Here is an 18,121-nt window from a genome sequence, read left to right on the forward strand (position 1 = left end):
ATCATGCGCGATGAACTGATGCGGAACCTGTCCTGGGCCGTCCTGTCGATCGGCATTGCCGGCGGCGGGACGGCCGGGACGGCCGGCCCCGCTTTCGCTCCCGTCCAGACCGCCGATTTCGCCATTCCCGGCTCGCTCTCCAACAGCTGGGCAGATTTCGACCGTGATGGCGATCTTGACCTCGCCGTGTCGATCAAGACCGGCGAAATTCGCCTCTACCGCAATGATCGCGGAACTTTCACCAGCATCGGTGCCGCGATGGGCCTGCCCGTCTCCGGCGCCGAGATGCGCGGGCTGTCATGGGGCGACTATGACGGCGATGGTTGGTTCGATCTCTATGCCGGCGCCACCAAGGCGACCGAAGCCAACCTTCTGTTCCGCAATGAGAGCGGCCGCCGTTTCATCCGCCAGGACCTCACACCCGTCGTTCCCGGACGCTCGGCGCGGCAATCGAGCTGGGTCGATTACGACAATGACGGCGACCTGGACCTTTTCACTGCCGACCGCGCTGGCCCCAATGCGCTGTTTCGCCAGGATGCGGGCCGTTTCGTGCGCGTCGACGCCGAACAGGCAGGCGACGACGCGCGGCCGACCGTAGGTGCCTGCTGGTTCGATTACGACCGCGATGGCGATCTCGATCTCTTCCTCGCCAACCAGTCGGGCGCAACCGACGCACTGTGGCGCAACGACGGCGGTCGCTTCGTCGACGTAGCTCCCGCGCTCGGCATAGACCGCCCCGGCCGTCCGGCCGAAGATGGCAGCGTCGGTTGCGCGATCGGCGACTATGACAATGACGGCGAACTCGACCTGTTCGTCGCGAGCTACGGCGTCAACATCCTCTACCGCAACAAGGGCGGAGGCCGCTTCGAGAATGTCGCGCCGCAGCTCGGTCTCGCCGAGGATAATCATGCCGTCGGCGCCGCTTGGGGTGATTTCGACAACGATGGCTGGCTCGACCTCTTCGTTGCCGCCTACACCGGCAAATCGGGCGCGCAGCAGCCAGCGAACCGCCTCTACCGCAACCTCGGTGGCAAGGGCTTCGAGAACGTCCTACCGGCCGGCTCCGAGCTCGACGTCGCCGATCATGGCGTCCAGTGGATCGACTATGACCGCGACGGCGCGCTCGATCTTTCGGTGACGCGCGGATATACCGCGACCGGCGGCCATTTCCTCTTCCATAACGATCTGGGCAAGCAAACCGCCCGCCGCAGCCTTTCCGTGCGCGTACTCGACAAGACTGGGCGCTTCACCCGCATGGGCGCCGAGGTGCGGCTCTACGACGCCGAGGGCAAGATCGTCGCGACGCGTCTGGTCTCGACCGGCGAAGGCTATAATTCGCAAGGCACCCAGCCGGTCCACTTCGGCCTCGCCTCCATGACGCCGGTGACCGTCGAAGTCACCTTCATGAACAGGGCGAGCCGCCGGACGCAGCGGATCGAGCATGTTCGCCCGGAGCGCTATGCCGGGACCGAACTCGTGATCCGTGAGCGGTAGCCCCGGCGGGCGATGCGGCTCCAATCCGGTTACCCGAATGATATCCATGAAACTGTGACCGCGTATGAACGGCCCTGCGCTGGCAAACGGCTCGAAGGTCAGCACGGCCTGCTTGTTGGCGCAGCCTTACGCCGGCCTTTGAAGCGGCTCTGCTATCGTCGCCGACGATGCCCTCCCTGGCTTTGCGCACCAAGGCAAGGTTGTTGTCGATCAGAGAGGTCGCTCTACCTGACGCGGAGACGGCATTCGCCGCGCCTAGCCTCGCCAGTGACGGCCCCGGTGATGATGATGCTGTCGCCTCTTCTGGTAGCGCCGTTCGTATTGATCGCGCCGCTCGAACCGATGAGCGTTGCCGCGATAATAGGGATCGTAGGAACGATAGCCCCGGTCGTGGCCATAAGTGGGGGCGCTGTGCCGAATGGGCCGGTAATCGCGGTCATGTCCGCGCGGAGCATCATGGCTGCCACTCCAGCCGCCACGATCACCATGATGTTGAGCCATTGCGGTGCCCGGGATCGCAAATGCGAGCAGCGCCGCCGCGAACTGCACAAATTTTCGCATGTCTGTCTCTCCTTTTACGAACCTGCAAACTCCCCCTTCGTCATTGAACGCACTGTGAATATCGCACCCGAACACGAGCCGGTGGATCACTCGGGCCAGTGCTGCGGCAGGACGAGATGCTGGAGCGGCTCGCTACCCCGTCAAGGGACACCCCGCTCCGGCTCATTGCCCCATCGCCGCGACCGCGGCCTGAACCTTGGCCTCGACCTGTTCGGGGCTCGGCTGGACGAGCATCTCGCCATTGACGAAGAAGGTCGGGGTGCCCTTGACGCCGACCGCACGCGCGTCGGCAATGTCCTGCTCCATCCAGGCCATTGCATCGGTGGTCGGCATCGCGCGCGCCTTCGCGACATTGAGGCCGGCCTTCTCGGCCGCGGCCCAGGCACCGTCCATCTTGCCGTCGTGCCAGTCGGGCTGCGCCTCGAGCAGCGCCGCCGTTACGGGCTGGAGCTTGCCCTGCACGCGCGCGGCTTCGAGGATCACGATCGCCTCGGCCGAGCCGGGATGGAGCGGCAGGTAGCGCATCACGAGACGCACATCCTTGGGATATTTGGCGACGATGCCCTTCACCGTCGGATAGAAGGCGCGGCAGGCCTCGCACGAGGGGTCGAAGAATTCGACGATGGTCACCGGCGCATTCTTTGGACCGATGATTGGAGAGTGCGGACGAATGAGGCTGTCGACCGGCCCCGCCACGACCTTCTTCGTGGGTTCGCCCTCGGCGGTTCCGCTGTAGAGCATCGCGCCGCCGGTGAAGGCGAGTGCCGAGAGGACAAGCGTGGCAACGACACCGATACGTCTGTTCATGATTTCAGTCTCCTTTGGAAGTTGAGCAAGAGGATAAGGATGAGCGCAAACGCGGCCAGCGACAGGAGGGGCAGCGGCACGCCTCCGATTGCCATGCTCTCTCCCGAGCATGACGGGCCGCCGGTACAGGGGACGATCTGGGCCGGAATGACGCCGACGTAGAGCAGGCTGTGATAGAAAGCGACGAGACCGCCGCCGAAAGCCAGCGCCAGCCCATAAGGAACGACGGCGCGGTCCGACATGAACGCCGCGATGCCGAGAATGATCGCGAGCGGAAACATGAAAGCGCGCTGGAACCAGCAGAGATCGCACGGCGCCTGGCCCATGACCTCACCGACGAAGAGGACAGCTAGGCTCGACAGGAGGGCAATTGCCCAGGCCGCGCCGAGCGGACGCCATTTGTGCGGCGCGAGCATCGGAAAGCTCGTCATCGCCGACCACCTTTGAACTTCGACTTGGGCCGCCGCGGCGGCGATTGCGGCTTGCTGTACTTGGACTTGAGGTAGCTGAGCAGGATGCCGTCGATCGATGCGAGCATCCTTTGAAAGCTCGTCTGGATGCCGGGAAGCCGGAGCCAGGCAAAAGGTCCGCGGCAGCGATAGCGATGGAGGAATTTGGTCCCTTCCGGCGTCCGGGTCAGGATATAGCTCTCCTCGAACTGGAGGATGAAGCTCGGCTTTACGTCGAGAATCAGTTCCTCGCCGGAGCGCGCGGAAAGGACCGTCGCGGAGACTTCGAGAAACTTGGGCTTGTTGGGATCCATTCGCATCGAATAGCGGATCGCGATCGGGTCCTCGGCAAGCCGCTCGATCCGGACATAGGGATTCCAGATCCGGTGGTTCTCGAAATCGCCGAGGACCGCCCATATCTGTTCCGGACTATAGGGGAGGTCATGCTCCCGCTCGAACTCCATCAACTTCACTCCTCTATCGATCGGCCGCCGGGCTTTGCCCCGCGCCGATGTCGGTGACGCCCGCAGGCGATGGGTCGGCGTGCGCGCCGCCGGTCGTGAACCAGCGGCGCAGGCGCGGGGCCATCCGGCGCTCGAAGCCCGCCGCAAGGCTGAAGGACGCCGGTACGATCAGCAGCGTCAGCATCGTCGAAAGGATGAGACCGCCGATCACCGTGACCGCCATCGGCGCGCGCCATGCACCGTCGCCGGTGAGCGACAGCGCGGTCGGGATCATGCCCGCGACCATCGCGACCGTGGTCATCAGGATCGGCTGCGCGCGCTTGTGCCCCGCGTCGACGATCGCCTCGTCGCGCGGCACGCCGGACGCCATTTCCTCGATCGCAAAATCGACGAGCAGAATGCTGTTCTTGCCGACGATACCGAGCAGCATCAGCACCCCGATGAAGACGGGGAGCGACAGCGGATAGCCGGTCAAGAGCAACGCGATCGCACCGCCGAGCGGGGCGAGCAGCAGCGAACCCATGTTGACGAAGGGCGGGATGATCTTGCGATAGAGCAGGATCAGAACGGCGAGCACGAGGAAGATGCCCGACACCACCGCGATTGCGAAGTTACGCAGCATCTCGGCCTGCCATTTGGCGCTGCCGAGCACGAGCCGCGTGACGCCGGCGGGAAGCTGCTTGAGCGCGGGCAGCGCCTCGACTTTTTCCATCGCCTGACCCGTCACCAGACCCGGGGCGAGGTCGGCCCCGATGGTGAGCTGGCGCACCTGATTGGTGCGATTGATCTGGGTCGGGCCGGCGCCAAAGCCGATCTCAGCGACGACCGAGAGCGGCACCGTTCCGCCGTTGCGGGTCGGGACCGGCATATTGCGGAGCGTATCGAGCCGCTCGCGCGCGGTTTCCGCGAGCGCGACGCGAACCGGGATTTGCCGATCGGATAGCGAGAATTTCGCGCTGTTCTGGTCAATCTCACCAAGCGTCGCGACGCGGATCGACTGGCTGAGGGCCTGTGTCGTCACCCCGAGCTGCGCGGCGAGCGCAAAGCGCGGGCGAATGACGATCTCGGGGCGCTGAAGATTGCCCTCGACGCGCGGCGAGCGGATTTCCTTCACCTTGGCCATTTCGGCAAGCAGCCGGTTGCCGACATCTTCAAGCTTCTTCGGGTCGTCGCTGCCGAGTGTGATCGAGATGTCGCGGCTGCTGCCGCCACCGCCGCCATGCTGCGACTGGAAGTTGATGCGCGCATCGGGAACCGCAGCCAGCCGCGGCGCGCGGTCCTTTTCGAACTCGGTCGAGGTGAGTTCGCGGTCCTTGCGCAATTTCAGATAGACCGTCGCCGTGCCGACATCGATCCGCGACAAGGCGGATTCGACGAGCGGGTCGCGCTTCATGAGATCGGTCACCTCGTCGGCCACTGCCTCGGTTTGTTCGAGCGTTGCACCCGGAGCGAGCTGGATTGCGACGCGGCTCGTGTCGGAATCGATCGACGGCTGGAAGGTCATCGGGAGCAGCGAGAAGCTGAAGATGGTCGCGAAGAGCGCGAGTACCCCGATACCGACGACCCAGAGCCGGTGATCCTTGATGTAGGCGAGCCATTTCCAGCGATCGCCTCGGGCGCGGGCCGCATCGGCGGCCCTGGCATCGAGGCTCCAGCGCAGCACGCGCATATAGGTGTCGATCAGCGGGCCTTCGCCATGCTTCTGCGGACCCTGCGCGGAGAGAAAATAAGCGGCGAGCATCGGCGTGATCATGCGCGCGACCGCGAGGCTCATCAGCACCGCCGCGACGACGGTCAGCCCGAAATTCTTGAAATATTGTCCGGCGACCCCCGGCATCAGCCCGACGGGCAGGAAGACCGCGACGATCGTCATGGTGGTCGCGAGCACGGCCAGGCCAATCTCGTCGGCGGCGTCGATCGAGGCCTGGTAAGCGGATTTGCCCATCCGCATGTGGCGGACGATATTCTCGATCTCGACGATCGCGTCGTCGACGAGGACGCCGGCGACAAGGCTGAGCGCGAGCAGGGTCATCATGTTGAGCGAGAAGCCCATCAGGTCCATGAAGAGGAAGGTCGGGACCGCCGAGAGCGGGATTGCGAGCGCCGAGATAAGGGTCGCGCGCCAGTCGCGCAGGAACAGGAAGACGACGATGACCGCGAGGATCGCGCCCTCGACCATCGCGTTGATCGCCGAATGATATTGGCCCTTGGTATATTCGATATCGCTGAACAGCTCGGTGAACTTGATCTTGGGGTTTTCCTTCTCGAGCTTGCGCAACTCCTCGACCGCCGCGTCATAGACGGTGACGTCGGAGGCGCCCTTCGCGCGCTCGAACCCGAAGGTCAGCACCTGCCGTCCGTCCTGCTTCGAGACCGAGCGCTGCTCGGCGTAGAGGTCCTTGACCTCGGCGATGTCCGCGAGGCGCACGGTGCGGTTGGTGCCGACCGAGATCAGGGTTTCGCCGAGCGCGTTCGCGCTACTGGCATTGCCGAGGATGCGCACCGCCTGTTCCGATCCAGCGACCTCCATCCGGCCGCCCGCGGCGTTGACGTTGAGCTGGACGAGCTGGGTGTTCACCGCGGCGGCAGTCAGGCCGTAAGCGCGCATGCGTTCGGGGTTGAGGATGACGCGGATTTCGCGGCTGACGCCGCCCCGTCGATAGGCGTCGCCCATGCCGGGGACGGCAATCAGCCGCTTGGCGACGACATTATCGACATACCAGCTCAATTCCTCGAGCGTCATGTCGGTGGCCGAAGCCGACCAATAAGCCAGCGTATTGCCCGAGGTCGACAGGCGGATGACCTGCGGTTCGAGGATGCCGTTCGGCAGGTTGCTCCTTATCTGGGTGATCTTGTCGCGGATATCGGTGACCGCCCGGTCGATCGGCGTCCCGATCGCGAACTGGACGAAGGTCTGCGACTGGCCCTCGGTGACGGTCGAGTTGAGCTCGTCGATCCCCTCGATCGTGCGCACCGCCGCTTCGACGCGCTGGGTGACCTGCGTTTCGAGTTCGGTGGGTGCGGCGCCCGGCTGCGCGATGATGACGATCGCGCCCGGAAAATCGATGTCGGGATCGCTTTGGACCCCCATCATGAGGAAGGAGACGATCCCCGCGACCGTCAGGCCGAAGAACATGACGAGCGGCGGGATCGGGTTCCGGATGGACCAGGCCGAGATATTCTTGAAGTTCATCCGCTCTCCCCTTTCCGGTCTCGCCTCGCCGCCGCGTTGGCCTCTCAGGCCGCGCTGCGGTCGCGATAGGCGAGGAGCCGTAGCGCGTTGGCGACCACGACCAGTGTCGAGCCCTCATGCGCGGCCACCGCGGGGCCGATGCCCAGCCCGAGGATGGTTGCCGGCACGAGCACGACCACGACGCCGAGGCTCACTACGAGATTCTGGCGGATGATCCGCCGCGTCTGCCGGCTGAGCCCGATGGCGAAGGGCAGATGGGCAAGATCGTCGGCCATGAGCGCGACATCGGCGGTTTCGAGGGCGACGTCCGACCCAGCGGCGCCCATGGCGATGCCGACGGTTGCGCTCGCCATCGCGGGCGCGTCATTGACCCCGTCGCCCACCATGGCCACCGGCTGCTCGGCCTTGAGATCGCGAATGGCGTCGACCTTCTGATCGGGCATCAGGTCGCCCCAGGCCTCGTCGATCCCGACTTCGGCGGCGATCGACTCGGCGACCTTCTGGTGATCGCCCGAGATCATGATCATACGTCTGATCCCGAGCTCGCGGAGCCTAGCGATCGCCGTGCGCGCCGCTTCGCGCGGCGTGTCCATCAGACCGATCGCGCCCAGATCGCGGTCGCCCATACGGACCACCATCGTCGTGCGGCCCTGTTCGCGAAGGCCGGCAATCGCCGTCGCCACTTCGTCGCCGATCGGCGCGATGCCGTCGGCGCCGAACATCTCGGCTTTGCCGATCAGGACGGTTTCGCCCTCGACCTTGGCGGTGACGCCGCGCCCCGTGAGGCTGTTGAGATCGTCCGCAACCGGCACGCGCGCCGAGGTCAGCATGGCCTCGCCATCGCGCACGATCGCGGCGGCAAGCGGATGGTCGCTGAGCCGCTCGACCGCGACCGCGATGCGGAGCAACTCTTCCTTGGGCACAGCAGTGGAGGGCACGACATCGGTGATGCGCGGCTTGCCCTCGGTGAGCGTGCCCGTCTTGTCGAAGGCGAGCGCGGTCAGCGAGCCGAGATTCTCGAGCGGACCGCCCCCCTTGACGAGCACGCCACCCCGCGCGGCGCGCGCGACGCCCGACAGGACGGCGCTCGGCGTCGCAATCGCGAGCGCGCAGGGGCTTGCCGCGACGAGGACCGCCATGGCGCGGTAGAAGCTGTCGCGGAAAGACTCGTCGACGACGACCCAGGCGAAGAGCAGGACGAACACGAGCGCGAGCACGCTCGGCACGAAGATGCGCTCGAACTTGTCGGTGAAGCGCTGGGTCGGCGATTTCTGCGTCTCCGCCTCGCTCACCATTTTTACAACTTTCGCGAGCGTGGTATCGGCGGCGAGGCGCGTGACCGCGATCTCGATCGCGCCATGACCATTGATCGTGCCTGCAAACACGCGGTATTTTGCATCCAAGCCATCGGGTTTGGCCGCCGCCAAGGCCCGGTCCGCGACCGGCTCCTTGTCGACCGGCACGCTTTCGCCTGTGACGGGAGCCTGATTGACCGCGGTGCGGCCAACGGTCACGAAGCCGTCGGCCGGGAGCCGCTCGTTGGGCTTGACCACGACCGTATCGCCGATCTGCAGGAGTTCGACCGACACTTCGCGGGTGCTACCATCGGCGCTCTTCAAGATCGCGGTCTGCGGCGCGAGCTCCGCCAGCGCCTCGATCGCACGTTTTGCCCGGCCCATGGCATAATGCTCGAGTGCATGGCCAAGACTGAAGAGGAAGAGCAGCAACGCGCCTTCCGCCCAAGCACCCAGGGCCGCCGCGCCCGCCGCGGCAACGAGCATCAGCGTGTCGATCTCGAAGCGCTTGAGCTTCAGATTCTCGATCGCTTCGCGGACGGTGAACCAACCGCCGAAGCCATAAGCGGCAAGATAGAAGCTGAAACTTACCCATTCGCGAGCGACGTCGAACTTCTCGATGGTGAAACCGATGCCAAGAACGAGACCGCAGAGCAGAGCGAAAATCAACTCGGTGCGCTCGCCAAATATGCCCCCATGATCGTGACCATGATCATGGTCGTCGGAGCCTTTGTGGCCATGCTTGTGGTCGGACCCGTGGGCATGATCAGGGCCATGATCATGGCCATCATCACCATGCTCGTGGCCGGCTTGTGCCGGGACAGCCGCGGCGACGGCAGCCGATTTCCGGGTAACGCCCATATCCGAAAGCACCATTCTAATCGTTTCGATGGAGGTCTCCGAGCGCTGGAACTCGGCGCGCAGCGTCCCCGCCGCGCCGACTTCGGCCTCGATGACGCCCGGAATTTCGCGAAGCCGAAGCCCGACCGTCCGCGCGCGCCGCGTGTGGCCGACGCCTTCGAGATCGTCCCAGAAGAGATGCTGATATTGGCCGGTGAGCTCGGCGCCGGCGCTACGCGCCAGCTGCCGCACCCGTTCGAGCGGAAGGATATCCGGCCGATAATGAATGCAGAGCTGCGGTGGCGAGCCGTCGCTGGTGCGGATCACATGGACCTTGTCGACCCCCTCGCGTCCTTCGAGCTCACTCGTAAGGCGCGCGACGCAGCGGTCGGCAGTATCGGCGACCTCGGGGAGAAGAAGCGGAATATCGAGCCGCAGCTGATCACTCATGATGCAATCCTTTTTTCCATCTGATCCGGGAGGGTCAGGCAATGTCCGGCCCTCCCGGAAGGATGAGGTGCGGGAGTCTTGGTGGGACGCGACCCACTCCCGCACCTCCTTGACCGCCAGTGACCCTCGACCGGGTGGCGGGGGCAAGGAGCCAAGGGCTCCCGGCGGCCAAGATCTCATTGTCCCTCAAGCGCGCCGCCCGCGAGGCCGGGCGTATCGGGACTGAACCGTCGTGCGACGGAGTTGCTGTTCAAGCGCCGTGTTAGAGCGCTTGAGAAAAACGCTGCAAACCCGTCGAAGAACGGGGTATCCGAGCCACGAAAAGAGACCCGCGCATTCGATACGATGCGTAACCTCCACCCCCTGCCCAAGCTTTTCGAGCCGGTAGCTTTCCTCAATGACGAGCAGCCCGCGCGTACCTGTCCGCCACGAGAAACCGGTCAGCCAGTCGAGAGCGGTGATGCGCCCCTCGGAGGCAAATTCCGGACCCCGCTTGCCGCGCGGTGAATAGACATAGCCCAGTCGCTCGTCGTCGCCCGAGCGGTCGGTGAACCGCAGCGTCGGGTGCCAGTCGCCATATCGGTCGATATCGACGAGAAGACGCCAGACGCGACCGATCGGAACTGGCAAGCGGAGCGAGGTGCCTACCGAGAACATCGGAGACCTCCTCGCTCGCGCAAGCTGGTCCGCGACGCAGGCCGGGGGCCTGCGCCGCGGTGGAAACCGGCAAGTTGCCGGTCAGCTCTGAACATCGGGAGGCTCCGCAGCGGATTTGCCGCCGAGGATATCTACCGCTTCGAGGGTGATGAGCCCGATATCGGGTATCTCCCCCAGTTGCGCCGCGAAATCGCGGAGCCGCTGCTCTTCGTCGATGATCTCGATCACGACCGCCCGGTCATTCTCCAGCGCGTGGCGGCGATGGAGATGCGCCGAGCGACCGAAGCCGAGCACCGCCTCAAGGACAGTTACGCCCGCGAGCTTCTGCTGCCGCGCAAGTTCCGCGATGAATTCGAAGGCTCGCCGGTCGCCGAAGAATGCGGATTCGTCAGTGTAGATGCGCAAGAGCTTGGATGCTTTTGTCATGACATTATCTCCCTATTCCGTAGCCGGCTGGGTGGCCGGCTCCGCTTTCCGCTTGAGGAACTTCGGCTGCCAGTCGGCTCCGAGTACGACCTTGGCGATCGCGGGCAGGACGAGAAGCGTCAGAATGGTCGCCGCGATGAGGCCGCCGATGACGGTAGTCGCGAGCGGCTTCTGCACTTCGGCGCCGGTTCCGGTCGCGATCGCCATCGGCACGAAGCCGATCGCGGGCACGAAACCGGTCATGATCACCGCACGCATCTTCTCGGTCATACCCTCGCGGATTGCCTCCGTGAGCGGGACATCATTCTCGAGCCGCTCGCGGATCGCCGTCATGACGACGAGACCGTTGAGCACCGCGACGCCGGCAAGGCAGATGAAGCCCACCGCCGCAGACACCGAAAAGTTGATCCCGGTAAGCGCGAGGGTGAACACCCCGCCCGCGAGGCCCAGCGGCACCGCGAGGAACACGGCGGTCGCGCGTCCGAAGGTGCCGAGCGCCATGTAGAGCAGGATGAAAATGCCCGCGAAGCAGAGCGGAACCACGATGGAAAGCCGCTTCGATGCAGCCTGCAGGCTTTCGAACTGCCCGCCCCATTCGAGATAATAGCCCGCCGGGAGCTTCACATTGGCAATCTTCGCCTGCGCTTCCGTCACGAAGGACCCCGCATCGCGGCCTTCGAGGTTCACCTGCACGACGACGCGCCGCTTGCCATTCTCGCGGCTGATCTGGTTGAGTCCTTCGGTCAGCCGGATCTGCGCCACTTGCGCGAGCGGTATCTGCCCGCGATTGCCGCCTTCCGAAGGAAGGAGGACAGGAAGCGCGCGAATATCGTCGAGATTCACGCGCGTTGCGTCTGGAACGCGCACGGTGATGTCGAAGCGCCGGTCGCCCTCATAGAGCAGGCCCGATTCGCGCCCGCCGAGCGCTGCCGACACGGTGTCGGCGACTTCCTGGACCGACAGGCCGTACCTCGCAATCGCGTTGCGATCGAGCGTTACGTCGAGCATCGGAGCCCCGCCGACCTGGTCGGCCTTGACGCTGCCCGCTCCCGGAATGCCCTGGAGCACCTTCACCATCTCGTTCGCGGCGAGCGACATCTTGTCGAGGTCGTCGCCATAGAGCTTGATCGCGACGTCGCCGCGGACACCCGCAATCAGTTCGTTGAAGCGAAGCTCGATCGGCTGACTGACCTCGTAGAGCTGACCGAGCTGGCCGCCAGCGGCCTTCTCGATGCGCTCGACGACGTCGGCCTTGGAATCGACCCCGACGGGCCATTGGTCTTGCGGTTTCAGAATGATGAAACCGTCCGAGATGTTCGGCGGCATCGGATCAGTCGCGACCTCGGCTGTACCGGTCTTCGAGAACATCAGCTCGACCTCGGGCAATTTAGAGATGGCTGTCTCGACGTTGCGCTGCATCGCAAGCGACTGTTCGAGGCTGACCGACGGCACGCGCGTCGAGGCGAGCGCCATATTCTTCTCATCGAGCTGCGGAATGAATTCCGAGCCAAGCAGGCCGAACGCCGGGATGGCGAGGAGGAAGAAAGCAAAGCCGCCGGCGATGAAAGGCCAGGGCTTGGCAATCGCCTTGTCGAGCAGCGGCAGATAGCGCTCCTTCAAGTTGCGGATTGCCCAGACTTCCTTCTCGGCAACCTTGCCGCGGATCATCAGCGCGACAAGCGCCGGAACCAGCGTGATAGCGAGAATGAAGGCGGCAACGAGCGCGAGCATGATGGTGATGGCCATCGGCGAGAAGGTCTTGCCCTCGACGCCCGTGAACATCAGCAGCGGCGCGAAGGCGAGCAGGATTATCGCCTGCCCAAAGACGGTCGGTTTGATCATCTCCTGGCTGGCGCGCATCGTCTCCTCGAGACGTTCGCGAAGATTGAGCAAACGCCCTTCATGCTCTTGCCGGTGCGCCAATCTGGCGAGGCAGTTTTCGATGATGATAACCGCGCCGTCGACGATCAGACCGAAGTCGAGCGCGCCGAGACTCATCAGGTTACCGGGCACGCGGAACGCGTTCATGCCCATCGCCATCATCAGGAAGGAGAAGGGAATGACCAGCACCGCGATGATCGCCGCGCGCCAGTTGCCGAGCAGGAAGAAGAGCGCGGCCGCCACGAGCACCGCGCCTTCGGTGAGGTTCTTTTCGACCGTGCCGACCGTTGCATTGACCAGCTTAGCGCGGTCGAGCACCACCTTCACTTCGACGCCGGGCGGCAGGGTTTTAGACACCTGCGCAATCTTAGCCGAGACGTCTTCGGCGACAGTCCGGCTGTTCTGGCCGATCAGCATCAGCACGGTGCCGATCACCGCCTCTTTGCCGTTCATGCTGCCCGCACCGGTTCTGAGGTCGCCGCCGATTTTCACATTGGCGAGCTGTCCGACCGTGACGGGCACGCCGCCGCGCGTCGCGACGACGGCGTTGCGGATTTCATCGACCGAACGGACGCGCGCATCGACGCGCACGAGATAGGCCTCGCCCGCCCGGTTATAATAGTTGGCCCCGACCGCGAGATTGGCGCGTTCGAGTGCTTCGCCGAGCTCGCTGTAGGAAATGCCGTAGCTGGTGAGCCGCGTCGGATCGGGCTCGACCACGAAGGTCTTGGCATAGCCGCCGATCGAATCGACGCCGGCGACGCCGCCGACCGACTTGAGCTGCGGGCTCACGATCCAGTCCTGAACCGTGCGAAGATAGCCCGATTTGGCAATCTCGTCGGTGAGGATATCGCCCTCGGGGGTCAGATAGCTGCCGTCGGGTTGCCAGCCGGGTTGGCCGGCGACTTTCTTGGCGCCCTTCCCGTCAGGATATTTGTAGCCGACGGTATACATGACGACCTCGCCCAGCCCCGTTGTCACGGGGCCAATCTGCGGCTGAGCCCCGTCGGGAAGGTTCTCGCCCGCCTGGAGAAGCCGTTCGCCCACCTGCTGGCGCGCGAAATAGAGGTCGGTTTCATCGGTAAAGATCGCCGTCACCTGGCTGAATCCGTTGCGCGAGATCGAACGCGTCGTCTCGAGCCCCGGAATGCCGGCGAGTGAGATTTCGATCGGGTAGGTTACGAGCTTCTCGATTTCGACCGGCGAAAGACGCGGATCGATCGTATTGATCTGCACCTGCTTGTTGGTGATGTCGGGAACCGCGTCGATCGGCAGCTTGGTGAGCTGCCATACGCCGAGTCCCGCGATCACGAGGAAGAGAAAGAGTACCGCCCAGCGCGCGCGGACGGATAGCGCCATCAGTTTCGCGATCATGGTCTATTCCTCCTCGCCCGCGCCCTTGCCGAGTTCGGCCTTGAGCAGGAAGGCGTTCTCGGTCGCGACCATCTGTCCGGGCTTCAGCCCGGAGAGGATTTCGACGCGGCCCGCGCTGCGCTGGCCGACGGTGACCTGCTGCGCACGGAAGCCTTCTTTCGTGCGAATGAACACCACGTCGCGGCCTTCGAGCGTCTGGAGGGCTTCGTCAGTGATCACGATTCGGGCGGGGCCACCGGTTTCGGCGCCGCGGCTCGGAAGCAGACGTACCCGGACCGCAAGGCCCGGCTGCAAGGCGCCGGGCACGTCGAGCACGGCGGTTGCCGAGCGCGTGTCGCCGGACAGGCCAGGAGTCACAGCCCGCACGCGGGCATCGATCGTCCGGCCGTCGGGAAGTTCGATGATCGCACGATCTCCGGGCGAGAGCCGCTGTGCATCGGCCGGACCAACCGCGGCCTCGATCTGCACCTTGCTGGGATCGGCAACGCGGAACAGTTCGGTTTCAGGCTGGACAAAGGCGCCAAGGCTGGCGTTCTCGGCCGTAATCCGCCCCGAGATCGGACTTGCCACTATGACACTGCTGCCATCGCGCGTGACCTGCGCCGCGCTCGCAGCGGCGCGGGCGCGCTGCGCTTCCGCCGCGGCAGCCGCCGCCTCGGCCTGCGCTCGCTCATAATCGACGCGAGCGGACACTTTCTGATCGAGCAGCGTCTTCTCGCGGTGGAGGTTCTTCTGCGCCAGCGTCGAGCGCGCATCGGCTGCGACCCGCTCGGCCGCTATCTGTGCAGCGTCACGGCTCTGGACGATGGCGATCGTCTCTCCGGCGCGGACCGGATCACCGAGCCGCTTGAAAAGCCGGGTGACGGCACCGCCGGCCCGCGCGGTCACGATAGCCTCGCCGCTCGGTGCCGCAGTGACGGTCGCCTGCGAGATGATTTCGGAGCCGAGGCCGCCCGATGCGATCGTTTCGACGCCGATGTCGGCAGACTTGATCGCTTCGGGGCTGATGACGAGGTTGTTGGGAAGAGCTTCGCTCGCCGCTTCCGCACCGCCTTCAGCCGCCGGAGCCGGCGCCGGATCGGCGGTGCAACGTGCGACACCGAAACCGGTGACGGCCGCGAGAGCCATTGCGCCCGCGACGGTGCCGAGGAGGCGCTTGTCCTTGGTGATCATATTCTGTCTCCGCTGTTGATGCGGTTCGCGCGCCGACCGGCGGCGCACCCCTGTTGATTGAGAAGGATGGCGGGGCGGACGGCCCCGCTGATTGCTGGGACCGGCACGCTCATGGCTGGTGATCCGCGTCGCCCTCGGCCGCGGCCTGACGCGAGAGGATCGCACGCGCTTCGGCGCGGGCCTGCCGGGCCGCAATCAGCTCCGCCTGCGTCGCGGCATAGGCTTGCTGCGCGTCGATCAGTTCGACCAGCGTCGATTTGCCGGCGCGGTAGCTGAGCTCGGCGAGCCGGACGCCTTCGCGCGCCTGCTCGATCCCGCTGCCCTCGAGCGCCGCGAGGCGGGCCTCGGCGGCTTCGAGTTCGGCCTGCGCATTGGCAATCTCTGCCTCGGCGTTGACGACCGCATTTTCCCGCCGCGCGATGGCGGCAGCGACGTCGGACTTGGCCGCCGAGATGTTGCCGCGATTGCGATCGAAGATCGGCAGCGGCACCGAGACATTCGCAATGAGGGCACGATCGCCCGTGTCGCGAAGTTGCCGCACTCCGAAGCCAACAGACGGGTCGAGGCGACCGTCGGCGCGCTGCCCTCGGAGGCGAGCTTCGGCGATGAGGCGGTCGGTTTCGGCAAGCCGCACGTCGAGCGTGGCCAGCGAGTCCACCGATGCGGGCATCACCCACAGGTCGCCTTCGACCAGTTCGGCCGGCGCAACCGAGCTGCCGAGGAGCGCTGCCAGCGAACGGCGCGCTGTCCGTTCCTCGGCCTCGGCGGTGCGCAGTTCGGCGGTGGCCTGGACCAGCGCCGCATTGGCACGGAAGGCACGCAGCGGCGGCTCGTTACCCGTATCGACCATCGCCTGTGCGACGCGGACGAGTTCGCGGGCGCGCGCTTCATTCTCGCGCGCGAGCGCCAGACTGTCGCGGGCTGCGAGTGCCGTCGCGAACTGGTTGCGAACCTCGAGCGCGAGATCGGCTCGGACAATCTCGAGCCTATATTGCGCGGCGAGGAACTCGGCATCTGCTAGCGTCATGCGCGCACGGCGCCGGCCGCCGATGTCAAGACGCTGATTGACCGACACCGTCGATTCGAGGCCGTTTAGTCCCGAATAGGGGCCGGTGCCCGCGAAATTCTCGACGTCGACGTTAAGGATGGGGTTGAAGCGATAGCCCGCCTGACGCTGGCGACCGCGAGCAGCCTCCACTTCGGCTTCGGCGGCAACCACGCGCGGCGAGCGCGCGTCGGCCTCCTCCATCGCCTGCGCGAGGGACAATCGAGCGGGAAGCGGGCCGGCACGCACGGCCTGGCCTGCCGAAGAAGGCGGTCCCACCTGCTCCGTCGCTGCCGACTGGGCAGCGGCGGGCGCGGAATTTGCGCCTGCAACGAGCGCCACGAGACTCGCGGCGACAACTATGGATTTCATGAAAAAGAGACTCCTGACGTTTCCAGGGAGAAGCGCACGCGAAGGGCACGCGCAGACCTAGAGCGTCAGGCGATTGGAGGGCGAAAGGTCCCGATATAGGCGACGGGCGGCAAGGCGGCCGTCAGAATGCGCGCATGCGCTTCAGCGGCAGGGGTTTCGGTCGCTGCCGAAAGCGTTTCCGCCGGGACGCCCGAATGGTGGCCATGGCAACCATGAGCGGCGGCAGGCACCTGCTGCTTTTCGCCGGACGAGGAATTTTTCTTGTCGGACTCGGCGCTTTCGGTAGCCGGCGCACTCACGCAGCCGGCTTCGATCGCCGCGACAAAAAGGCTCGCCTCGGCCCGATCCTCGGTCGCATGCGCGAGCGATCCCGCAACCGTTCCGGATGCAAGGAGAAAGGTCAGCAAGAGGAGGATTATCCGTCGCATTGGAACCGGCCCCTAGCATCGAAATAGCGCGGTGAAAAGTAGAAGATTTTCAATCAACTTCGGCGGCACTCTTCTAACCCCCGAACGAGTGCTGTAATGTTATCTCATGATGGCAATCGAGCCATTTATCCGTCCTAGAAATACTTATTAGGACCTCTATAAGAACAGGATATCCGTCGAACAATCGGGCGTTAAGCACAATAGTTCTACGATTGTCTTGCAATCTTATTTCCGGACTTACGCTATTGCTTCTGTCCTCCTTTGTACCGGGCTGTGCCGGGGCGGAGGGATTCGTCTTGGACAGGGCGGTAAATCGGAAATCGCGCATCGAGGCGCCGAGCGGCAACATGAGAGCTTGACCCTGTATCTACTACAGGGTGCAAAAGCCTGCCCTGGACAAAAAGGGGGACCCAGCATGATCACGTCGACTGCCAAGCCGCTGACCCGGACCATCGTCGCGCCGCTCCTGCGCGACCAATATCGCCTTTTCCGCGAATCAAGCCGAACCGGCGATGAAGCCGCCGCGTGGCGGGCGCTGGAATGGGAACATATATTGAGCCAGCCCTATATGGGCGCGCATCTGGCCTCGCACTGGCACATGTTCCGCTATGCGATCGAACTCGGCGATAGCCGCGAAGCCGCCGGTCAGGTAGTGCGGTTCCTGCTCGTGCCGCTAGGCTCGCTGACCGGCCGGCTCCCGGCCGGTAACAACGGCCGCGCGCGAGTGAGCGCCTTCGATCCGATGCCGATGCCGGAGGGCCTGGCGGTACTGATCGAGGCGGCCCGGTCGGCGGCCGAACGCGACGCCTGAAAGGGCTGATCCGGTTTTGGACTTCCGGAACAAGCCATTCGCTGTTAGGGGCGCGACCATGGCCGCCGCTCCCCTTCGCCTGTTGCTTGTGTTCATCCTGCTGCTCAGCGGGCTTCACAATGCTGCGCCGGCGATGGCGGGCATGACGCACCATGCGACGGATTCGCATCTTTCGCACCATGTCGAGCCGGGCCATGCGTCGGACAAGGACACGCAAAAAGGTCAGCAGGACGCCGACCTCCACGGCAGTCACCATAATTGCCCGGTCGCATCCGATCAGGCCCTTTCGGGTCATGACGATCTGCCCTTTTTTTCCGGCGGCCTGCACTTCGCGCTGCCCGCGATGCGCCTCGCTTCGCGCGCCCTCGCGCCTCCCCTGAACCCTCCCCTCGCCTGAACGA

The 18,121-nt window shown here is 64.9% G+C and carries 15 protein-coding genes; 3 read left to right on the forward strand and 12 right to left on the reverse strand.

From position 1 onward, the window contains the following. Window positions 1-3: 3 nt before the first annotated feature. Window positions 4-1,494: an FG-GAP repeat domain-containing protein gene (locus tag AC3WS4_RS21065; protein WP_492738003.1), complete on the forward strand. Its 1,491-nt coding sequence runs from the start codon at window positions 4-6 to the stop codon at window positions 1,492-1,494. 255 nt (window positions 1,495-1,749) lie between these two features. Here AC3WS4_RS21065 and AC3WS4_RS21070 read toward each other — a convergent pair whose 3' ends face one another. The 12 genes from AC3WS4_RS21070 to AC3WS4_RS21125 form a co-directional block, all read right to left on the reverse strand. Next, window positions 1,750-2,055: a hypothetical protein gene (locus AC3WS4_RS21070; RefSeq protein WP_137890099.1), complete on the reverse strand. Its 306-nt coding sequence runs from the start codon at window positions 2,053-2,055 to the stop codon at window positions 1,750-1,752. 162 nt (window positions 2,056-2,217) lie between these two features. Beyond that, entirely contained in the window at window positions 2,218-2,862 is a 645-nt protein-coding gene (locus AC3WS4_RS21075; protein ID WP_053555674.1) for a DsbA family protein, read from the reverse strand. Further along, a complete protein-coding gene (locus AC3WS4_RS21080) occupies window positions 2,859-3,278 on the reverse strand; it encodes a disulfide bond formation protein B (RefSeq protein ID WP_137890200.1) in 420 nt (139 codons plus the stop codon). Before AC3WS4_RS21080 ends, AC3WS4_RS21075 begins: the two co-directional genes overlap by 4 nt. Window positions 3,279-3,289: 11 nt before the next feature. Further along, on the reverse strand, window positions 3,290-3,775 hold the full coding sequence (locus AC3WS4_RS21085; protein WP_053555675.1) for an SRPBCC family protein: 486 nt from the start codon (window positions 3,773-3,775) through the stop codon (window positions 3,290-3,292). Between the two features lie 13 nt (window positions 3,776-3,788). Continuing rightward, window positions 3,789-6,968, reverse strand: a complete 3,180-nt coding sequence (locus AC3WS4_RS21090) for an efflux RND transporter permease subunit (protein ID WP_053555676.1) — start codon at window positions 6,966-6,968, stop codon at window positions 3,789-3,791. A gap of 44 nt (window positions 6,969-7,012) precedes the next feature. Then, the gene (locus tag AC3WS4_RS21095) at window positions 7,013-9,553 is read right to left on the reverse strand and encodes a heavy metal translocating P-type ATPase (protein ID WP_492738007.1); all 2,541 of its coding nucleotides are present in this window, start codon (window positions 9,551-9,553) and stop codon (window positions 7,013-7,015) included. A gap of 186 nt (window positions 9,554-9,739) precedes the next feature. Next, window positions 9,740-10,210, reverse strand: a complete 471-nt coding sequence (locus tag AC3WS4_RS21100; protein ID WP_067179755.1) for an SRPBCC family protein — start codon at window positions 10,208-10,210, stop codon at window positions 9,740-9,742. Window positions 10,211-10,291: 81 nt separating this feature from the next. Further along, window positions 10,292-10,636: a DUF190 domain-containing protein gene (locus AC3WS4_RS21105; protein ID WP_067179753.1), complete on the reverse strand. Its 345-nt coding sequence runs from the start codon at window positions 10,634-10,636 to the stop codon at window positions 10,292-10,294. A 12-nt stretch (window positions 10,637-10,648) separates the two neighbouring features. Beyond that, complete coding sequence (locus AC3WS4_RS21110; protein WP_148650765.1) at window positions 10,649-13,891, reverse strand: efflux RND transporter permease subunit; 3,243 nt, start codon at window positions 13,889-13,891, stop codon at window positions 10,649-10,651. 3 nt (window positions 13,892-13,894) lie between these two features. Further along, complete coding sequence (locus AC3WS4_RS21115; RefSeq protein ID WP_067179751.1) at window positions 13,895-15,064, reverse strand: efflux RND transporter periplasmic adaptor subunit; 1,170 nt, start codon at window positions 15,062-15,064, stop codon at window positions 13,895-13,897. Between the two features lie 109 nt (window positions 15,065-15,173). Further along, window positions 15,174-16,331, reverse strand: coding sequence for a TolC family protein (locus tag AC3WS4_RS21120; RefSeq protein ID WP_232314624.1), 1,158 nt, complete (start codon window positions 16,329-16,331; stop codon window positions 15,174-15,176). Window positions 16,332-16,546: 215 nt separating this feature from the next. Then, on the reverse strand, window positions 16,547-16,909 hold the full coding sequence (locus AC3WS4_RS21125) for a hypothetical protein (RefSeq protein WP_077031264.1): 363 nt from the start codon (window positions 16,907-16,909) through the stop codon (window positions 16,547-16,549). 415 nt (window positions 16,910-17,324) lie between these two features. Here AC3WS4_RS21125 and AC3WS4_RS21130 point away from each other — a divergent pair, with 415 nt between their 5' ends. Together AC3WS4_RS21130 and AC3WS4_RS21135 are read left to right on the forward strand one after the other, a co-directional pair. Continuing rightward, window positions 17,325-17,720 carry a DUF3703 domain-containing protein gene (locus AC3WS4_RS21130; protein ID WP_067179743.1) on the forward strand — a complete coding sequence of 132 codons (396 nt, stop codon included), beginning with the start codon at window positions 17,325-17,327 and terminating at the stop codon, window positions 17,718-17,720. A 58-nt stretch (window positions 17,721-17,778) separates the two neighbouring features. After that, window positions 17,779-18,117 carry a hypothetical protein gene (locus AC3WS4_RS21135; protein WP_067179740.1) on the forward strand — a complete coding sequence of 113 codons (339 nt, stop codon included), beginning with the start codon at window positions 17,779-17,781 and terminating at the stop codon, window positions 18,115-18,117. Window positions 18,118-18,121 lie beyond the last annotated feature (4 nt).

Source organism: Sphingopyxis sp. EU05-FHT14B03 (assembly GCF_058790875.1).

What these genes read in the sequence shown, in the direction of transcription:
- AC3WS4_RS21075 (WP_053555674.1), bottom strand. Translation starts at nt 2,862, where the DNA reads ATGAACAGACGTATCGGTGTCGTTGCCACGCTTGTCCTCTCGGCACTC.
- AC3WS4_RS21095 (WP_492738007.1), bottom strand. Translation starts at nt 9,553, where the DNA reads ATGAGTGATCAGCTGCGGCTCGATATTCCGCTTCTTCTCCCCGAGGTC.
- AC3WS4_RS21105 (WP_067179753.1), bottom strand. Translation starts at nt 10,636, where the DNA reads ATGACAAAAGCATCCAAGCTCTTGCGCATCTACACTGACGAATCCGCA.
- AC3WS4_RS21065 (WP_492738003.1), top strand. Translation starts at nt 4, where the DNA reads ATGCGCGATGAACTGATGCGGAACCTGTCCTGGGCCGTCCTGTCGATC.
- AC3WS4_RS21080 (WP_137890200.1), bottom strand. Translation starts at nt 3,278, where the DNA reads ATGCTCGCGCCGCACAAATGGCGTCCGCTCGGCGCGGCCTGGGCAATT.
- AC3WS4_RS21130 (WP_067179743.1), top strand. Translation starts at nt 17,325, where the DNA reads ATGATCACGTCGACTGCCAAGCCGCTGACCCGGACCATCGTCGCGCCG.
- AC3WS4_RS21110 (WP_148650765.1), bottom strand. Translation starts at nt 13,891, where the DNA reads ATGATCGCGAAACTGATGGCGCTATCCGTCCGCGCGCGCTGGGCGGTA.
- AC3WS4_RS21135 (WP_067179740.1), top strand. Translation starts at nt 17,779, where the DNA reads ATGGCCGCCGCTCCCCTTCGCCTGTTGCTTGTGTTCATCCTGCTGCTC.
- AC3WS4_RS21070 (WP_137890099.1), bottom strand. Translation starts at nt 2,055, where the DNA reads ATGCGAAAATTTGTGCAGTTCGCGGCGGCGCTGCTCGCATTTGCGATC.
- AC3WS4_RS21125 (WP_077031264.1), bottom strand. Translation starts at nt 16,909, where the DNA reads ATGCGACGGATAATCCTCCTCTTGCTGACCTTTCTCCTTGCATCCGGA.
- AC3WS4_RS21115 (WP_067179751.1), bottom strand. Translation starts at nt 15,064, where the DNA reads ATGATCACCAAGGACAAGCGCCTCCTCGGCACCGTCGCGGGCGCAATG.
- AC3WS4_RS21100 (WP_067179755.1), bottom strand. Translation starts at nt 10,210, where the DNA reads ATGTTCTCGGTAGGCACCTCGCTCCGCTTGCCAGTTCCGATCGGTCGC.
- AC3WS4_RS21085 (WP_053555675.1), bottom strand. Translation starts at nt 3,775, where the DNA reads ATGGAGTTCGAGCGGGAGCATGACCTCCCCTATAGTCCGGAACAGATA.
- AC3WS4_RS21090 (WP_053555676.1), bottom strand. Translation starts at nt 6,968, where the DNA reads ATGAACTTCAAGAATATCTCGGCCTGGTCCATCCGGAACCCGATCCCG.